The following is a 17668-nucleotide window of genomic DNA, read 5'->3' as shown; positions in this document are numbered from 1 at the left end:
TGGACGGCCGAGAGGCCCGTATTGCCTTCGGGGGTCAGGTGGACCAATCGAGTCCGCTTGGCAATTGATTCAAGTTGCGCGGTGTGCCTTCGGTAACCACCAGCATGTCTTCGATACGAACGCCACCATCGGATCGCCCATACAACCCCGGCTCGACTGTAAACACTTCGCCTTCGAGCAGTTCCCCCCCACCATGGTCTAGCAAAATGGGTTCGTGGACATCCAAACCGATTCCATGCCCGGTGCCATGTTGGATGCTGGGGTGATCGGTGACGGTGCCCCGTGAAACGGGATAGCCGTGTTGGATCAGTACGTCCTCGGTGGCTCGTTGGACCTCGCTTGCCAAATTTCCAGCCACCAGTACTTTTTCCGCAGCGGCTTTCGCCGCGACCACAGCCGCATGCATCGACTTGACCGTATCGGAAGCTTGGCCATGCACGACCGTTCTTGTGCAATCTCCGTTGTATCGCGTCGCCTCGTCGCGTGGAAACAAGTCAACGATAACGGGACGCTCGGTGTATAGCGGGCCGCTTCCACTATGGTGGCAATCGGCGACGTCGGGGGCGGTGGCCACGATTGCGCCGTGTCCCATGCTGAAACCACGTTTTAAAAACTCCAGCGCGGCAAGGGTACGCATCGACTCGCTGGTCAGCACTTCCCCAGCGACACAAAGTTGCCCCTTGGCGTCTGCCGAGGCGTTCGCAATCCGCTCACATAGCATCCGCATCACCTCTTCGGTTACCGCTTGGGCGCTGCATAGATGCTCGATCTCGTGGTCGGTTTTGACACGTCGATCGAGCACTCCCAGATGCTCGTCGTAGATCAATTCAATCTCCGCTTGCTGGAGATGCCAAGCGAAGATGTACGGCAGCGAGCGATCGACCTTGATTTGTTCAACGCGTTTGGAACGCAGCAGTTGAACGGCGGCCTGGGCGGTCGCGGTCTCGCGATCAGCGCTCAATCCGAGTGACGGTTCATGTTCCGCAGGGCAGGTCACATGATCGGCGTTGCTGCGTTGTCGAACACGGTCCATTTCCAGGTCACGCACGAGTGCAACGGTGTGCCCATGGATTTCAAACCAGGCCGCCGGATCCCCCAGAGGAACCTGAAGCCGCCGAAACAAGGATGCGTTTTTATCGGCATAGCCGGCCAAAATGGATGCAGTCATGATGAATCGTGAACAGAGTCGGAGTCGATAAGCAGAGCGGACTAGCCTAACAGAAAAAAGGAATCGTTAGGAAACGCCGGGAAATAGAAACGCGAAAACCATGGTGAAAAACAATGCCGAAAATCCCATGGCGATGGTCATCGGAGCAATCACTCGGAGCCCTTCGGATTCAGTCATGCCGCTCATGCGGGTGATCACCCAGAAGCCGCTGTCGGTCATCCAAGAGATCGGTTTGCTACCTGCTCCGATCGCCATCGCGAGATAGACGGGGTGAAAGGGCAACGATTCGGCATGTGCAAACGCCTGGAGCACGCCGGCTGCGGTGATCATCGCAATGGTGGCCGACCCCTGCAGCGTTCGAATCGATGCCGTGACAAGAAAGGCAAGCGGCAACAGCAGTAATCCGGGCAGGTCGCCGGTGAGATCCGCAATCGCAGCCGCGATGCCAGCTTGGTACAGCATCGCTCCGAAAGCCCCACCCGCGGAGGTGATTAAAATGATGTTCCCCGCCGAGCTCAACGAGCGATTGACAAGCGACTTCCGAGTGCTGGCGGGGCAATAGCGAATCAGCGACATGGCAAACGCCGCACCGACGGAGATTGCGATGTTCTTGTCACCGAGCGTTCGCATCCACGAGGCGGCGCCCGCCAAGTCGAGCGAGCCCGATTGAATCAAGTAACCGCCGACCGATCCGGTTCCAATCATCGCGACCGGGATCACGATGGGTAAAATGGACGCGATCAGCGAGGGACGCGAAGCATCGGCCGCCTCGCCTTGCGGCGGCATCGCTCGCGATTCGCTTTCGTTCGTTGCATCACTATCGCTGAGAGGTCGCAGGGGCACATCGACGAGCCGATTGATCACTCGAGCGGCCATCAGCGAGAAAACACTGCTGCATCCTCCGATCGCCAATCCCGCGATCATCATCGTGCCGATATCGACCCCAATGATCTCCGCCACCTGAAGCGGCCCTGGCGTGGGCGGTACCAGTGAATGGGCAATCGATCCCCCGGCCATGATCGCCATCAAAAACAAAACGTAGTCCTTGCCGAGTCGACGGCGAAGCGATCTCGCCAACGGCACCATCAAATAGAAGACCGTATCAAAGTAGACTGGGATCCCAATGACAAAGGAACTCGCAGAGAGTGCTTCGGGGGCGCGACGTTGTCCGGTGATCTTCAGAATCGAGTCGACAATCGTCGATGCCGCGCCGGATTCGAGTAGGCATTGCCCGATCACGCTAGCCAGAGCGATCAGAATGCCGATTTTGCCCGCGGTTTCTCCAAACGAAGTCGCCAGCCGACTCGGCGGCGATTGCGAGACGAACGAGATCGCCGCCGCTTCGCTCATCTTGCCTTCGCTAACTTTGGCTTGGGCGTAGCGATTAAGATTGGCGGAGGTGGACAAACTTGCTACTAACAATCCTGCTAATAGTAGGGTCAAAAAGGCATGCAGCCGGAACACCAGGACCGAAATCAGCACGATTAGCACTGAAATTCCAACGACCCACCAAACATTCATACTGAGCGATGCGGTATCTTGGGCGGTCAAACCCGACGGAGCTAGGATGTTACCGATCATAGGTGGCATTGTTTCCAATATTGACTTCACGGGGAGATGCCGTCCTTGGCGATTCAAGCGCTGCGCTCTAAATTGTTCCAGGGGCTGAATGGGCAGTGCAAATTGCCGTAGAGCACTAGGCGTGTTCCCGAAGAACCGTTGGGGCCTCTGGACCTGGGGCTCTCAGGTGACAAGCATTCACTGGTGATTGTGATCACCGATGGCTTGCCGCTTGGTGCGGTCTTACCTCTTTCACATGTAAAGCAAGACGACAGACGTGGCTAACTCGACTACTAAGACATCATTTTTCCTTCGACATGAGTTCGCGATTCGCCGGTTCCATTCCTTGATTGGAATTGTGCCGCTCGGGCTTTACATGGTCATCCACTTGACGACCAACGCCAGCCTGTTGAACAGCACCGAAACGTTTCAACGTGCAGTTTACATGATTCACAGCGCGGGAAAGGCGCTGCCGATCATCGAGTGGGGCGGTATTTTTGCACCGCTGCTATTTCACGGGATTCTAGGGATTTGGATCGCCAAGAACGCGAAACTTAATACCAGCCAGTATCGATTCACGAGCAACCGCCGTTACGCGTGGCAGCGTTGGACCGGAATCATCGCTCTGGTTTATTTGTTCATGCACATCTGGCATATGCACGGTTGGTTCCACTTTGGTCCCTACTTGGATGTCATTCGTCCCTTGCAAATGGCCTCGTTTAGGCCCTACAACGCCGCCAGCACGTTGGCGGAATCGATGAACCAATGGGGCGGTTTCGTGTGGCCCGCGTTCTACTTGGTGGGCATCTTGGCGTGCGTTTACCACTTGGCAAACGGACTTTGGACAGCAGGAATTACCTGGGGATTGTGGATTTCACCCGCCGCACAAGCTCGAGCGAGCAAAGTTTCAGTGGTTTTCGGTGCCGTGCTTACGGTTATTGCTCTGAGTGCATGGTGGGCCGCCGTCGCGCCCGGTCCCGAGGATGTGGCCAACATGAGAACAATCGAAGACCGCATGTACAAAGCCAATGTCGAAGCGGGCGTGATCTCCGATCTACCTGAAAAGCGATCGGCTGCTGTGACCCCGGACACTGCCGCTGCGTCCGAGACCGATGTGCCAAGCGACCAATAAGCAGAAAAATTGCTTGCCGCTCTCTTCGCGGTGAAATCGTAAATTGTGGCAAAGCATGCACGCTTGCCCCCCCTAAAGAACTGTAGTCATTCCTAAAACAACGTTTGATTTGAATTATGTCTGAGCATCGTGTTGTCGTTATTGGTGGTGGACTCGCCGGCCTTGCATCCACCATGAAGCTTGCTGAGCTCGGTGTGAAGGTGGATTTGATTAGCCTGACTCCGGTCAAACGCTCGCACAGCGTTTGTGCTCAGGGCGGGATCAACAGCTGCAACGACGCGACGCGCCAACTTGGCGACGACGAGTGGAAGCACTTTGATGACACCGTCTATGGGGGTGACTTTCTCAACCATCAACCGCCCGTGAAAGAGATGGCTTTCTGGGCTCCCAAAGTGATCGATTTGATGGATCGTTTGGGCGTTCCGTTTAACCGCACCGGCGAAGGCTTTATCGATCGTCGACGCTTTGGTGGAACACTTTACAAACGAACGGCCTTTGCCGGAGCAACGACGGGCCAGCAGTTGTTGTATGCGTTGGACGAACAAGTCCGACGTCGTGAAAGCGAGGGCATGGTTCGAAAGTTTGAGTTCTGGGATTTCTTGGCGCCGATCAAGGACGACGATGGACGCTGTCGTGGCGTTGTCGCCCAAGACATGGTATCGATGGAGATCAAGTCGTTTCCGGCCGATGCCGTCGTGGTCGCTACCGGCGGCTGCGGATTGGTCTACGGCCGCAGCACGATGAGTGTCTTCTGTACCGGAAGCGCTGCGAGCCGCTGTTACCAAGCGGGCGCAAAGTACGCCAACGCTGAGTTTATCCAAGTCCACCCGACCGCAATTCCCGGTAGCGACAAGCTGCGTTTGATGAGTGAATCGGCTCGCGGTGAGGGCGGTCGCGTCTGGGTTCCGAAAAAGCCGCAAGACTCGCGTGAGCCAAAGCAAATCCCCGAAAACGAACGCTATTACTTCTTGGAAGAGCGTTATCCCGAATACGGTAATCTTGTCCCACGTGACATCGCGACCCGCGAAATCTTTGACATTTGTGTCAATGATGGACTAAGCGTCGACCCGGATCGGATGTGCGTTTATCTCGACTTGACCCATATCGAACGCTCCGAACTCGACCGCAAACTTGGCGGGATCCTCGAGATTTACGAGAAATTCCAAGGGGTCGACCCTCGTGACGAACCGATGCGGATCTTCCCCGCAGTGCATTACAGCATGGGAGGATTGTGGGCCGACTATGTGAAAGCTGAGAATGGCGGCCTCGAAGCGGGAGCTCCGCAAAATCACATGACCAATATCCCCGGTTTGTACGCGATCGGCGAGTGCGATTATCACTACCATGGTGCGAACCGCTTGGGCGCGAACTCGTTGTTGTCTTGTATCTTCACGGGATTGTTCACGGGGCCTTCCATCGTCAACTACGCCAACAATCAATCGGGCGGTGCCAACGACGTTCCCGCTTCGGTCTTATCCGCGGCCGTGGAGACTCAGACCAAACGCCATCAAGATTTGTTGACCGGTCATCCGGGACGCGATGAGAACCCGTATTTGATTCATCAGGAACTAGGCGATCTGATGACACGTGTTGCCACGGTGGTTCGTCGTAATGACCAACTATCCGACGCGGTCGAGAAGATCCAGGATCTACATCAACGTGCGATGGGCGTTAGTTTATCGGACACCGGTAGCTGGACCAACCAGAACGTGATTTTCGCGAAATCACTCCAAGACATGTTCCCATTGGCCAAGACGATTTTGAAAGGGGCGTTGCAACGCGACGAGTGTCGTGGAGCTCACTTCAAACCCGACTTCCAAAAACCGCCTTTGACCGCCGAGGATCCAACCGAGCGTCGTCAACAAGCCGAGGAATGGTGCGATGCGTTTGAAGAGAACAACCGCAAGTACTTGAAGACAACGGTGGCGAGTTGGAACCAAGAAACTCAGATGCCCGATCTTGCTTACGAGGATGTCGACACTTCATTGATTCCACCGCGACCTCGATTGTATGGTTTGGTCGGTGCCGAAGAAATCGAAGAGGTATGGAACAAACGCGCCCAAAAGGCGGTTGCCCCCTAAGCGGATCGTGGGAGTCGCTTGCAACCCATTTCGCCCCCGCGGCGAATAGGAAGTTGTCCCACATCAAAACACAGATCGTCTCATTCAATTTTTTAAATCACAACTTTTGCCATTGCTAGGATCGACGGATGATTGCCCTCGAACCCAAATTGAAAAAACGTCCCGAGTTCATCAAAGTTCGTGTTCGTCGCCAAGACGGCCCTGGAAAGGACGCGTATTGGGAACTGCATCAAATCAAGTACGAACCCGAATTGAACGTGATCGGCGTACTGCAACGGATCGCAGCTCAAGCGAAGACGTCCGATGGTAAAAAGGTCGCTCCAGTCGCTTGGGATTGCGGATGCCTCGAGGAGGTTTGCGGCTCTTGCACGATGGTGATCAACGGGCGCGTTCGACAAAGCTGCAGTGCACTCGTGGACCGTTTGTTAGCCGAGAACAGCGATGAGCTTGTACTCGAGCCGATGAGCAAATTCCCAGTGGTCCGTGACCTTCAAGTCGATCGCGAACGATTGTTCCGTAACTTGACACGCGTCAAGGCTTGGGTGCCTGTAGACAGCTACTACAACATGGGAGCCGGCGAACGGGTCTCTCGTGAAGATCAGGAGCAAAACTACCCGCTCAGCCAATGCATGAGCTGTGGATGTTGCTTGGACGCATGTCCGCAGTTTGCGAAGATCGAGCTGGAGCGTCAGGAAGGCGAATCCGACGAAGCGTTCCAGGCCCGCAAGGACGCGGAGTTTGACACCGCGTTTGTTGGCCCCCACGCGATTTCACAGGCGATGTTGTTCAATAACCATCCGACCGGAAAATCGCTGGCTGACGATCGACTCGACGCGCTCACCGGCCCCGGCGGGATCCAGTCTTGTGGGAATGCACAGAACTGCGTGTCGGTGTGCCCTAAAGAGATTCCGTTGACCACGTCGATCGCTCGTACCGGTCGCGCTACAACGGTTTACACCATTAAAAAATGGTTCCAGAAGTAGCCTACGAAGGGTGCTTTTGAACGCACGGATCTTTTGCCGTGCGGGAGTCTGAAGCTTGAACCGTTCTTGCCTTTGATCAGCCGCCTGCGAATGAGGCGGAATGGTGGGAAGGAGACGGAATGGTGGGAAAGAGACGGGACCGGCCCGCGGCGACAGAAAGTCGCCAGCGTAGTGCGTGACACCGTGCGAGTGTCGTCGTGAGGGTTCCGTACACTCAGCGAGAGCTGGGGCGGTGGAAAAGCGGGGCTGTGGGAAAGTGCTACGGTGGCTCGCAAGTCTCGGCAGTGCATGCGAGCGGGCAAACGCCTATGCCAATACGGGCGTCGAGTGAACCATCAACCGTTTGTGATCGCGAACCACACGCATGAATTCATCTTCATGGACGGGTTTGCGAATGTAATCGTGCACTCCAAGCTCGTTACAGCGATCGCGAACGCACTCTTCTTCGTTCGCGGTCAATACCACGGTCGTCAATGTTTCGGTGTTCACATCGCTATGTTTCAGGGCCTCGATCACATCAATGCCTGAGCCATCGGGCAAATTCAGGTCAAGCAACAACAAATCGGGCTTGGGAGCGCGTGCGAAGATTCCTTCACGTCGCAAAAATTGAAGCGCCTCGCTGACACAACGAACGAGTGTGAGTCGATGGGGCACTTGGCTACGTCGTAGCGAGTGAATGGTCACCCTCGCATCCATTAGACCATCTTCGACCAACAGGATTTCCATCGGTTTGAATCTTGAGCCAGTATGCATGCGAAATGCTCCCCTTTCATCATTGCCAACAAAATGTAATTAGCGTCTGTCGAATGACGCTTCGATCAGCTCGTCTTCGGATCGCTCATGAGCACGTAGTCGCTCGTCGAACGCCTGAGTTTCCGCGATTAACTCGTGGACGTGTGCCGCCGCCGCACCGCGATATTGAAGCTCTTCGGCTTTCTCGATCAGTTCGCTTAATTGCAAATACAGCGAACAATGCTGAGCGATTACTTTTCTCGCTTGGTTCGCTTCCGTTGCCGCGAAGTCCAAACCGACTTCGATGTAGCCGTAGGCTTCTTCCAACGCAAATTGAAATGCCATTTGGTCGCGAAGTTCGTTCAATAAACGAACCAGCTGACTCACCGATTGAAACGGGGTGTCCTCACACTCACAGACTTGACGCACCCGATGTAGCGTTTCCCATAACTCAGGATGACTGTCTTTGATCTCCTGCAGAAAAGCAGAATTGACCACAAACGCCTTTGTCGTTGCTCGATTTGTCGTAACAACCGCAGTCATGGACTTGCCTCCGGAACAGTTGCAGCGCGTCTAACGGTAGACAGAAAACTTTCTAGAAACCTTCTGGCAATCAATGCTAGACTTGCCAACCTCACCCAACGCTCCCTTAATCTTAATGGGCATGACTGAGGAGGGTCAAGCATTTTCCAGCCTGTGTGAATGGATCTCAGCCAACCACCGCCAAGAAGGGGGGGAGTGCCGTCGGAACAGCGTCAACACGAGGTTTAGAGTCGATACCGGCGAACATGCGGGACCGGCTCAGCATCCCTCAGGGGCGGTCCCTGCGGACCGTGCCCTGCGGACTTTTTCTGCGGACGTCCCCGTGCGAACCGGGGCACCGAATCTGTCTTCGTTTCGGTACTGTTTGCCCCCCAGATGCATCGGCCCCAGTGAGCCCTCGAATTCTGCCCCTTAAGGCAACGCAACGGCATTGAGAAGTGCAGCGGGAGGTGTCTAGTCAGGTCAGAAAGCTTACCGCCCAATCGATCCCGACGGGTGGCCTGATGACGGGTGGCCTGATGACGGGTGGCCTGATGACGGGTGGCCTGATGACGGGCGGCATGATGACGGGCGGCATGCTATCGTCTCTGCGAGATCGCAGGGATCAGCGATCTCGGGCTGCCTCCGAAACGCTGACTCGATGGCACACGGTAGGTCACGGCGCAAAAAGACCTCGATGATTGATTCAACTTAAGGCATTCGCTTGCCACGATCCTTGCTGCAAGGTGACACGCATCGGATTCGATTACAGCTTCTGGGTTGATCGCAGCTATTGGGGTGACAGTGTGCGGGTTACCGCGGGCGATGGATGCGGGTTACCGCCAGCGTGCGATGCGATGATCCGTTGTGACCCTAAGATGGACACCGAATGAAGCCATTTGTTTTTGTTTAACACCGCAATTTGACGAGCGAGAAACAAACCCCCAAGGTCGAAGTTTGCGGTCGAATTTTAATGCTCTCTCGATGAACGATGACGTGTGTCCATGCGTTGGTGATCACTGAACACCCACGAGTAAACGTCGAGTCCAACGATGTGTAACGCGTTGTCCAAAATCGTTACGACGACACATTGGGGAACCTGCACCACTGCTAGCATGTGGTACTTACGATGGAAAGCATGACGAGCGGTAACGGTGACGATTGTAACGCAAGTTGATCCGTAAACGCGGTACTGAATTTGGCGCAGGTGGCATGTGATCGTGCGATGTAAACTTAGCCAATCACGTTCGCGTTTTTTGAAAACTTTTTTTAAGTGAGCAACGCCAGTGTTTTGCGGAAGTTTCACGATAACGCAACGTTCGCTTGAAAAACTCTTGCCGGTTTGTTGTTGACATCGCTACCGAACGTCGCCACATTCACGCACGTTCAGAACGTTGATGAACTGCGAGTAACAACGTCAACGCGATTGCTTCTCTTTTAACTTTTCACAAACCTGATTGACGGAGAGATCCTGATGGGAAATCCGAACGACTCAAGCTTGCTTGGATCCCTCGGTTCGCCACCTTCCTCTCATTCTCAGCGGAGTGTCTAGAACGCAATAAGAAGCATTACGGAATGGAACCGTAATTGACTTTTTGTTTGGATAAACGAGTCCTGAATGATTCAGGTTTTCGGAAGTCGTCTTGATGGATTCAAACGACGAGTAGCTTGGGAGTTTCCACCGAAGGAACGATTGCGAACTGGGCGTCCACAACTCATGTACACGGATGTTGCTTCCATTTTTTGCTGTTTGGTTGTACTGCCATAAAACGTCATCGATTCGTTCGCGACTTCAATGACCGCGTCAGTTCAACAGACCCACGATCTCGCGGTGAAGGATCACTGAAAGATTTGACCGTCAAACAGTAAATCGCGAAACTGGCGGCGCATGACGCAAAGCCAGCTCGCGTTTTTCAGCTTTTCCCACCTCCGGCGTTACAGTCAAAGGTCATTGAGACACGTGGGAATCTCGAGGAAGCCGTTTAGGCTGCGTACGCGAAAATAAGGTGACGGTCGGCTCTTCACGCACGGTTGCCGATTCCGCAAGCTTTGATCCGGGATGGCAAACAAACGCTTGCCGAGCTCGCGATGCCACGCCATGCAACATGGCTATGCTAGGTTTGGCAAGACCGCATTGCTGTCGCCAAACTTGTCCGCCTTGACGCCCATTTCTTTGAGCATCCACAAATACAGATTGCAAAGTGGAGTGCGATTTTCATAACGGATATGTCGGCCGGTTTTGATTCGTCCGCCGCCATTGCCGGCCAACAAAATGGGCAAGTCGTCATGGTTGTGGCGATCACCGTCGCTGATTCCACTGCCGTAGACCAACATGCAATGATCGAGCACCGTCCCATTGCCCTCGCTAAGGGAGCTCAACCGCGTCAGCAAGTAATTGAAGCGGTCCAAATGAAAGCGATTGATCTTTGCGATCTGAGCTTGCTTCTCTTCGCTCTTGCCGTGATGCGACAATTCGTGATGGCCTGACTTGACGTCAATTTCAGGATAGCTGCGATTACTGCCCGCGTTGGTAAACATGAACGAGATGATCCGCGAGCTATCGGTTTGAATTGCCAACGCAATCATGTCCATCATCAACTCGGCGTGCTCTTTCAATTCGTGCGGTACTCCGCTGGGACGCGGGTAATCGGGGACCCCGTCTTCGGAGATCGTGAGGCGGTCCGCACCGGCGAGGCGTTTTTCAACGTCACGCACCGAATACAGGTACTCATCGAGTTTGCGGCGATCGATTGCAGGCAACGTTTGATGAAGTTGCTTGGCATCTTCGAGTACAAAGTCAAGCACACTCTTTCGGTACTTTTCACGTACGCTTTGAGCGCGTCGGGTTTCCTTAGCGGTTTGCCCGGCGAACAAGCGATCAAACAAGGCCCCCGGATCAATCTCTTTGGCCATGGGATTGGTGGGGCCACGCCACGACATATTCGACGCGTAGGCACAGCTATAACCGCTGTCACAGTTGCCGGCCTGGGCACTCGCCTCTAAGCCCAATTCGAGGGAACCGAAACGCGATGCACTGCCAATTTGTTCTGCGGCGACCTGATCGACAGAGACACCGTTTTGAATGTCAGCCCCGTTGGTCTTCTTCGGATGAGCTCCGGTAAGGAACGCTGCCACGCTACGCGCATGGTCGCCTCCTCCGTCGCCGTGCGCTGCTGCGCCATCGAGCGTCAAACCGGTCAACACATTGAACTTTGAACGATGCTCGGCCAATCGTTCCAAGGTCGGCGTCAACGCGTAACCATCCCCTTCTTCTTGCGGTTTCCAATCGGGCATGTGCATCCCATTGGGAACGTAAAAGAATCCCATCCGCAATGGCACCTCCGCCGCGGTGGAGGTGGCCGCTAGCAAGCGAGTCGACGACATCGAATCCAATAACGGCAACGCAAGGGACGCGCCAACACCACGTAAGATCGTCCGCCGAGAGAGTGAATTTAACATGTGAGATCGACTCGTTTAAGAGAAGGGAAGCGTTTGTAACTTAACGGCAACGCAAACAAGGCTATTCGCGTGATCCTTGCCGTTGGAAGGGTTCACTTTGGATGATTGCGGAAATCAGGTAGGCGAAGCGATTGTCTCGCTCTTTCATTTCCGCCATGATCGCGTCGATTGCACATCGATCATAATATTCCGTTCCTCGCCCGGTCGCATAGATCAGCATCTTCTCTGCCAAACAACGAACGAATTGCTCACTGCGTTCTTTGGACAGCACGCGCCGAAGATCGTCAGCGCCATTGAACTGAGTGCCATCGGGTAATTTCCCCGAAGCGTCAATCGTGTCCTTTCCATCCTTCGTTCGCCAGCGACCGATGGCATCAAAGTTTTCTAGTGCAAAGCCGAGCGGATCCATCATATTATGACAGGCCGCACAGGCGGGATTCGAACGATGTTGTTCCATTTGTTCACGCAGCGTGCCGCTCAATTTGCCCTTGTCCAATTCGGGCACGTTTGGCGGTGCTGGGGGAGGAGGCGTATTGAGCAAATTGTCGAGGATCCATTTCCCCCGCTTCACGGGACTGGTGCGAGTCGGATTGCTGGTCACAGTCAACACACTCGCATGCGTCAACAACCCACCCCGTGGAGTCCCTGCGAGCGAGACTTTGCGATATTCGCTACCGGTCACTCCGGCCACGCCGTAGAAGGCCGCCAGTTCTTCGTTCAAGTAGGTGAAGTCTGCGTCGAGTAGCGACGTCACCGGTAGGTTTTCACGCATCACCGCGGCAACGAACGTCAGCGTTTCTCGCCTCATCGCTTGACGGATCTCGTCATTGAATGCTGGGAATTCGCTCGCATCAGGATCCACCGTTTCCAAATTTCGAAGCTGGAGCCATTGGCCCGCAAAATTCTCGATGAACTGATTCGATCGTGGGTCGACAATCATATCGCCCACCTTGCGCAGCAATTCTCGGCGATCATGGAGTTTTCCTTGATGCGCCATCGACAACAACTCGTCATCGGGCATGCTGCTCCACAGGAAATACGAAATCCGAGTGGCCAATTCATATTGATTGATTCGCGGCAATTCCCCCGACGGATCGGGTGTAGCGTGTTGTTCGACCTTGAACAAAAAGTGGGGTGAAACCAAGATCGCTTGCAGAGCCACTTGAATCGACTCTTCAAAACTTGCTCCGTCGGAGCGGACCTGGGACGCCAATTGCGTCAGTCGCATGACTTCATTTTTCGTGGCGGGTCGCCGAAACGCCCGACTGGCCAGCGGAGCGATCACTTGGGCCGTCGCGTGCTCGGGTGACACCGTTTTGCTCGGCCGCGTGAACAAGATCTTTTTATGGATCGGGGGCAGATCACTTTCGGACACCACTTCCGTCGCGTCTTCCGTTTCTGTTCCAAAGACATGAACGTGGTAAAGATGCAAATTGCGATCGACTTTTCCGGCGATATAAAAGTCATTGATAAACGTGATGTCAATTTTGCGTGTTCCGCGCGCAAGCCGAAATGGGACTTCGTACCTTTCCGAGCGGGTTGCCGGGACGTCGATCACACGGTTCACTTTACCGTAGTCGACCTGCATTTTCGCTGGTTCATCGCCGCCTTGGTCACCGCTCGCCGAAATCGTCAAAATGTATTCACCGGTGAACGGGACATCGAGTTCCAACGACACGGTGGCTTTGCTGGACATCGAGACGCGATTGCCACGTGAAAGTTTCTCCGCTCCCTTCAAGGAGGTGGCGGGCACCTCAAGTTCGTAGATGCGTGGTGGCAACGGAGTCACGATCGCTTGACCGGAAATGGCTTCCGCCGCATCGAGGTACTTCTCCAACAAAATAGGTGGCAAGGACAAAACATCGCCAATGTTGTCAAACCCGTAGCCGACATCGTCGCCGGGAAATCCGCGGGCGGGTTCGTAGTCGACCTCCAGCAAATCTTTGATGGTGTTTCGGTATTCCGCCCGATTCAATCGTCGCAAGACGACTTTGCCGGCATTGGGGTTCTGGACACAATCAACGGCGTTGGCCGTTTCATCCAGCAGCTTAACCATCCGCTGGCGAATCGCGGCGTCCATCGTTTCGCCATCTTCGGGTGGCATGCTGCCAAGTTGAACTTGGGCGATCACTCGTTTCCAAAGCTCGCGATTCATCTGCATCTTGGCCGCCGAGTCATCGTCAACCAAGGAGAGCTCAGTCCCCGAATCATGACAATCAAAGCAGTAGGTGCGCAATAGCGGCAGCAGCGCATCGCGGAACGTCGCTTCGTGGCTGGCTTGATCTGCGGTCGCTGAAGTCGGAACACCGATTGTGAGCGTGGCCAGGGCGAGCCAACAAAGAAAACGGCGAACTGGATTTGTGGTCATCGAATTCGTGACACCCCAGTGGAACGCGGCATCGATCGCCGTCATCGGGTTTCGAACGATGGAAATCATTCGTTCTCGCTGGTAGGAAAAAAGGAGTTGGGGAGGGATCGATTCATTATATGCGTATTAGAAACGCGGTTCGAGAGCGATTAGTCCTCATTATTCCGTGTTAAATGCCCACTGCGATTGATCGCCAATAACAACCACATCATCACAGAACAGCTGGCGAGGATCCCGAGCATTCCCAAAATGCTCATCTCGTGCATCGCCAAAAAATTTCTTTCGGGGAACAGAAGCGGGGGGACTTTCATTGCTAACAAGAGGGAGGATCCCAAGAACACGGCGCTCGCCATAACTCCCAGCACCATTCGGTTCACGGTCGGACCGAGGCGTTGATGTTCCAGCGTCAATCGCATTTCCCCGCGGCGAGCTTGCTGCAGTAGCGTGAGGACCTCATCCGGCACGAGCTCGAGAAAATGTTCAGCTTCGAGGTAGATGCGTCGTGCTTGACGAATCCGCCGTCGCGGACTCAAACGACGGAGCATCGATTTTCGCACAAATTGATGGACGATTGCCAGCGAATCGAAACTTGCCCCAAGTTCTCGGAAAGTCCCTTCGAGCGAAATCAACATTTTCAATAGCAATGCCGATTGGCTTGGCAATTGGATGGCATGGCGATGCAAAATGTCACTCAGCTCATTGAGTGCTCCCGTGAGATCAAACTCGCTGAGGTGTTGTCGACCGTAGGTGCCAACAAACTCAGCCAGATCGATTGCCAAAAGCGATTCGTCAAGCGTCGGCGGCGTGTCGCCGATCCTACGAATCAAACGGGTCAATCGATTCTGGTCCCCGGTCGCAATACACCCCATCATTTCCTCGATGGTTTCGCGAAGCGTTTCGTCGATTCGCCCGACCATGCCAAAATCGAGAATCCCCAAACGACCATCATCGAGAAGCAACAGATTTCCGCTGTGCGGGTCCGCGTGAAAGAGCCCTTCATCAAAGATCATCGTCAAATAGATTCGGGCGATCGATTCCGACAGATGGTGTGGGTTGCTGGCGGCACTGACTTTGCCGGTGAGTTGGCGACGATCTTGGTGAGCGTCCGAGAGCACGCTCGAAAGCGGTTCACCGGCCAATTCGTCCATGACAAGCACGCGGCGGGTGCACAGTTCACGAATCGGCTTGGGGATCACCACATGTTCACTTTGCGAGGCCAACATCTCGCCAAACACTTCTAGATTTTGTCGTTCGCGTCCGAAGTCGAGCTCTCGCTGCAGCATCGTCGACATCTGAGCCACAATTTGGCAGGGTCCCCAAACGGCGAAGCCTTCGACCCGTTCGGCCAACTGAGCGACACCGCCGAGCACCTCCATATCCTGGCGAACGGTTCGTTCGATATCGGTGCGTTGAACTTTGATCACCACGCGGCGACCGTCATTCAACGTGGCACGATGGACTTGTCCGATCGAAGCAGTGGCCAATGGAATAGGATCGATGAACTGGAACTGTTTCAAGTACTCAGCGCCGAGTTCCTTGGTAAGCGTCTCACGGACTTTTTCAATCGCATCGGGCTGAACATCAGCCCGCAAACGCTTTAGTTCCTGCCCGAGTTGCGGACCGACGATATCGGGTCGCGCCGCCAACATCTGGCCTAGCTTGATGAACGTAGGCCCCAGATCCGTCAGCGCCATGCGGACGCGTTCTTCGCTCGAGTACTGCGACAGCGGCACACCGCTAGCGTCTTTGAAGCTATCGCGAAACGGCAAGCTCTGGTATCGGCTCAGCCAATCGGCCAGCCCGTAGCGACGCAGCACCGTCAAGATCTCTCGCCATCGCTTCAAATTGCGATAGAGCTGGGGGATGGCGGTGATCTTCATTGACAAATCAGGACGGCAAAGGGGGAGAGAAAGGGGGAACGATTCTGAGTTGCAGATTGGACGTGGTTACCTTCCCCCGATTCTAATGTGAAGATATAAGAAACCATTCGTTGTTCGCTAGGAGATCTTGTCTTTGAATTGGTGGGAACCGCTTTTACCGACTTTGCGGCTAATAACCGTCACAATCGTTAGTTCTTTAGCCCTGGGGATCCCTGCGGCGTGGGCGGCAACGACTTTGGCGCGGCACCGTAAACCCGCCCCACAAATCACTCAGCTATTTTTGTTGCTGATGGTCGTCGCGATTGCTACTCCGATGATCCTGCACGCCGCAGCGTGGGAGGCGACCGCGGGAAAATTTGGGTGGCTGTCACTGAGCCAAACGGCAACGCGTTGGGTCCCGGGCTTTGCTGGACTGTTCGCGTGCGGTTGGATCCATGGTATTTTCGGTTCCGCGATTGTCACCCTCGCAACTTGGTACGGGACCCAACTGGTGCCGCAGTCGCTATTGCAAGGTGCCTCGCTCGACGCCCCCCCGCTGCGTATTTGGTGGACGGTCCAATTGCCGCTGGCTTGGCCTTGGATTCTCTCCGCGACGATTCTCAACGCGGCGCTGGCGGCAACCGAAATGACGGTGGTCGATCTGTACGGATATCGAACGATTGCCGATGCCTTTTATTTGAGGTACGCGATCGACCCCAATTTAACGTCGATCATGGTGACGCTCGCGTTACCAATGTGCTTCGCGTTCGCATTGATCACGGTTCTGCTTAGCAAGATGCGATCGCTACGATCGGAATCGGGCGCGGTGCAGTTTGATGGTTGGGCGTCGGGCAGCGTCTCGGAGCGTCCCTCACGTTGGATCACCTACGTTGCGGTTGCAATCTTGTTCTTGGCGCTGTTGTTGATCATTGCCATTCCGATCGCTGGATTGATTGGAAAATTGGGACATGATGTCATCGTCGAAGGTGGAAATCGCTCGGCGCATTGGTCATGGTCGCGAGCGATACACGAGCTCGTCGTGGCGCCACGCACGTTTGCGTCGGAGTATCAATGGACCCTAATGCTTGGCGGGTTGACGGGGCTCTTGGCCACCGCGTTTGCTTGGCCGCTCGCCGCGATCGGACGCCAGCACCGGCGAGCCGAAACCATGATCGACGTGATATCGGTCATGCTGTTTTGCATCCCCGGGCCAATCATTGGGATGGCAGTCGTCTCGTTGTTTCAGGTTCCTTTTCCGGGATCGAGGTTTCTCTACGAAACGACAATCATCCCGACCGTACTCGCCATTTCGGTTCGTGCGACCACGATTGCCTACTGGATATTGAGATCGGGGTATCGTGGGATTCCAGAGCATGTATTGGAAAGCGTCAAACTCGAATCGACTTTGAGCCGTCGTATTTGGCAAATTGACCGTCCCTTGCTTGCGACAAGTCTGTTGATTTCAGTGATCGCCGCGGGCATCGTCGCTTCGGGCGACGTTCCGGTCACATTGCCAGTCGCCCCGCCGGGCGTTTCAACCGTGGGAACACGGTTGTTTGGGCTCTTGCACAGCGGCGCTCGGTACCAAGAAGCTGCCTTGGCAGCATGGTATCTAGGACTAGTCTGTTTAATGATCCTGATCACCGCCACGCACGTCCGTCGCCGGCATGATAAGATGGTGTCACGATTCCACTAACGATGCCCCTCTCGATGCTTGGGGATCTGGAATTCGCCCACCGCGTCACGTGCCCGCCGTGTGCCCAACTCGGGGACACACTCCCTTGCTATCCCCCTCGATCCTACC

General features: G+C 54.8%; 11 protein-coding genes. 4 read left to right on the top strand and 7 right to left on the bottom strand.

Going from position 1 to position 17668, the window contains the following annotated elements; translation table 11 throughout:
* Positions 1 to 34: 34 nt before the first annotated feature.
* Both Pla52o_RS06770 and Pla52o_RS06765 read right to left on the bottom strand, forming a co-directional pair.
* Positions 35 to 1168, bottom strand: a complete 1134-nt coding sequence (locus Pla52o_RS06770; RefSeq protein WP_146593838.1) for a M24 family metallopeptidase — start codon at positions 1166 to 1168, stop codon at positions 35 to 37.
* 66 nt (positions 1169 to 1234) lie between these two features.
* Entirely contained in the window at positions 1235 to 2758 is a 1524-nt protein-coding gene (locus Pla52o_RS06765; RefSeq protein ID WP_231612145.1) for a GntP family permease, read from the bottom strand.
* A 247-nt stretch (positions 2759 to 3005) separates the two neighbouring features.
* On the opposite strand from Pla52o_RS06765, the gene Pla52o_RS06760 reads away from it, so the two are divergent.
* The 3 genes from Pla52o_RS06760 (at position 3006) to sdhB (ending at position 6924) form a co-directional block, all read left to right on the top strand.
* Positions 3006 to 3860 carry a succinate dehydrogenase cytochrome b558 subunit gene (locus Pla52o_RS06760; protein ID WP_146593837.1) on the top strand — a complete coding sequence of 285 codons (855 nt, stop codon included), beginning with the start codon at positions 3006 to 3008 and terminating at the stop codon, positions 3858 to 3860.
* Positions 3861 to 3976: 116 nt separating this feature from the next.
* Positions 3977 to 5941, top strand: coding sequence for a succinate dehydrogenase flavoprotein subunit (gene sdhA / locus Pla52o_RS06755; protein WP_146593836.1), 1965 nt, complete (start codon positions 3977 to 3979; stop codon positions 5939 to 5941).
* Positions 5942 to 6069: 128 nt separating this feature from the next.
* Positions 6070 to 6924 (top strand): succinate dehydrogenase iron-sulfur subunit, encoded by an 855-nt coding sequence (gene sdhB, locus Pla52o_RS06750; RefSeq protein WP_146593835.1) that lies wholly within the window; start codon positions 6070 to 6072, stop codon positions 6922 to 6924.
* Positions 6925 to 7230: 306 nt separating this feature from the next.
* Here the strand turns inward: sdhB and Pla52o_RS06745 are convergent, their stop codons facing one another.
* The 5 genes from Pla52o_RS06745 to Pla52o_RS06720 form a co-directional block, all read right to left on the bottom strand.
* Positions 7231 to 7677 (bottom strand): response regulator, encoded by a 447-nt coding sequence (locus Pla52o_RS06745; RefSeq protein WP_146593834.1) that lies wholly within the window; start codon positions 7675 to 7677, stop codon positions 7231 to 7233.
* A gap of 39 nt (positions 7678 to 7716) precedes the next feature.
* Positions 7717 to 8199, bottom strand: coding sequence for a hypothetical protein (locus Pla52o_RS06740; RefSeq protein WP_146593833.1), 483 nt, complete (start codon positions 8197 to 8199; stop codon positions 7717 to 7719).
* A gap of 2088 nt (positions 8200 to 10287) precedes the next feature.
* Positions 10288 to 11637 (bottom strand): DUF1552 domain-containing protein, encoded by a 1350-nt coding sequence (locus tag Pla52o_RS06730; RefSeq protein ID WP_146593831.1) that lies wholly within the window; start codon positions 11635 to 11637, stop codon positions 10288 to 10290.
* A gap of 61 nt (positions 11638 to 11698) precedes the next feature.
* Entirely contained in the window at positions 11699 to 14074 is a 2376-nt protein-coding gene (locus tag Pla52o_RS06725; RefSeq protein ID WP_231612144.1) for a DUF1592 domain-containing protein, read from the bottom strand.
* Between the two features lie 80 nt (positions 14075 to 14154).
* Entirely contained in the window at positions 14155 to 15885 is a 1731-nt protein-coding gene (locus Pla52o_RS06720) for an ABC1 kinase family protein (protein WP_146593830.1), read from the bottom strand.
* Positions 15886 to 16018: 133 nt separating this feature from the next.
* On the opposite strand from Pla52o_RS06720, the gene Pla52o_RS06715 reads away from it, so the two are divergent.
* On the top strand, positions 16019 to 17560 hold the full coding sequence (locus Pla52o_RS06715) for an ABC transporter permease (protein WP_146593829.1): 1542 nt from the start codon (positions 16019 to 16021) through the stop codon (positions 17558 to 17560).
* Positions 17561 to 17668: the final 108 nt, after the last annotated feature.

Source organism: Novipirellula galeiformis, from assembly GCF_007860095.1.
Taxonomy (GTDB): Bacteria; Planctomycetota; Planctomycetia; order Pirellulales; family Pirellulaceae; genus Novipirellula; species Novipirellula galeiformis.
The sequence above is the reverse complement of the archived record's forward strand: the minus strand, read 5'-3'. Positions and strand labels throughout refer to the sequence as shown.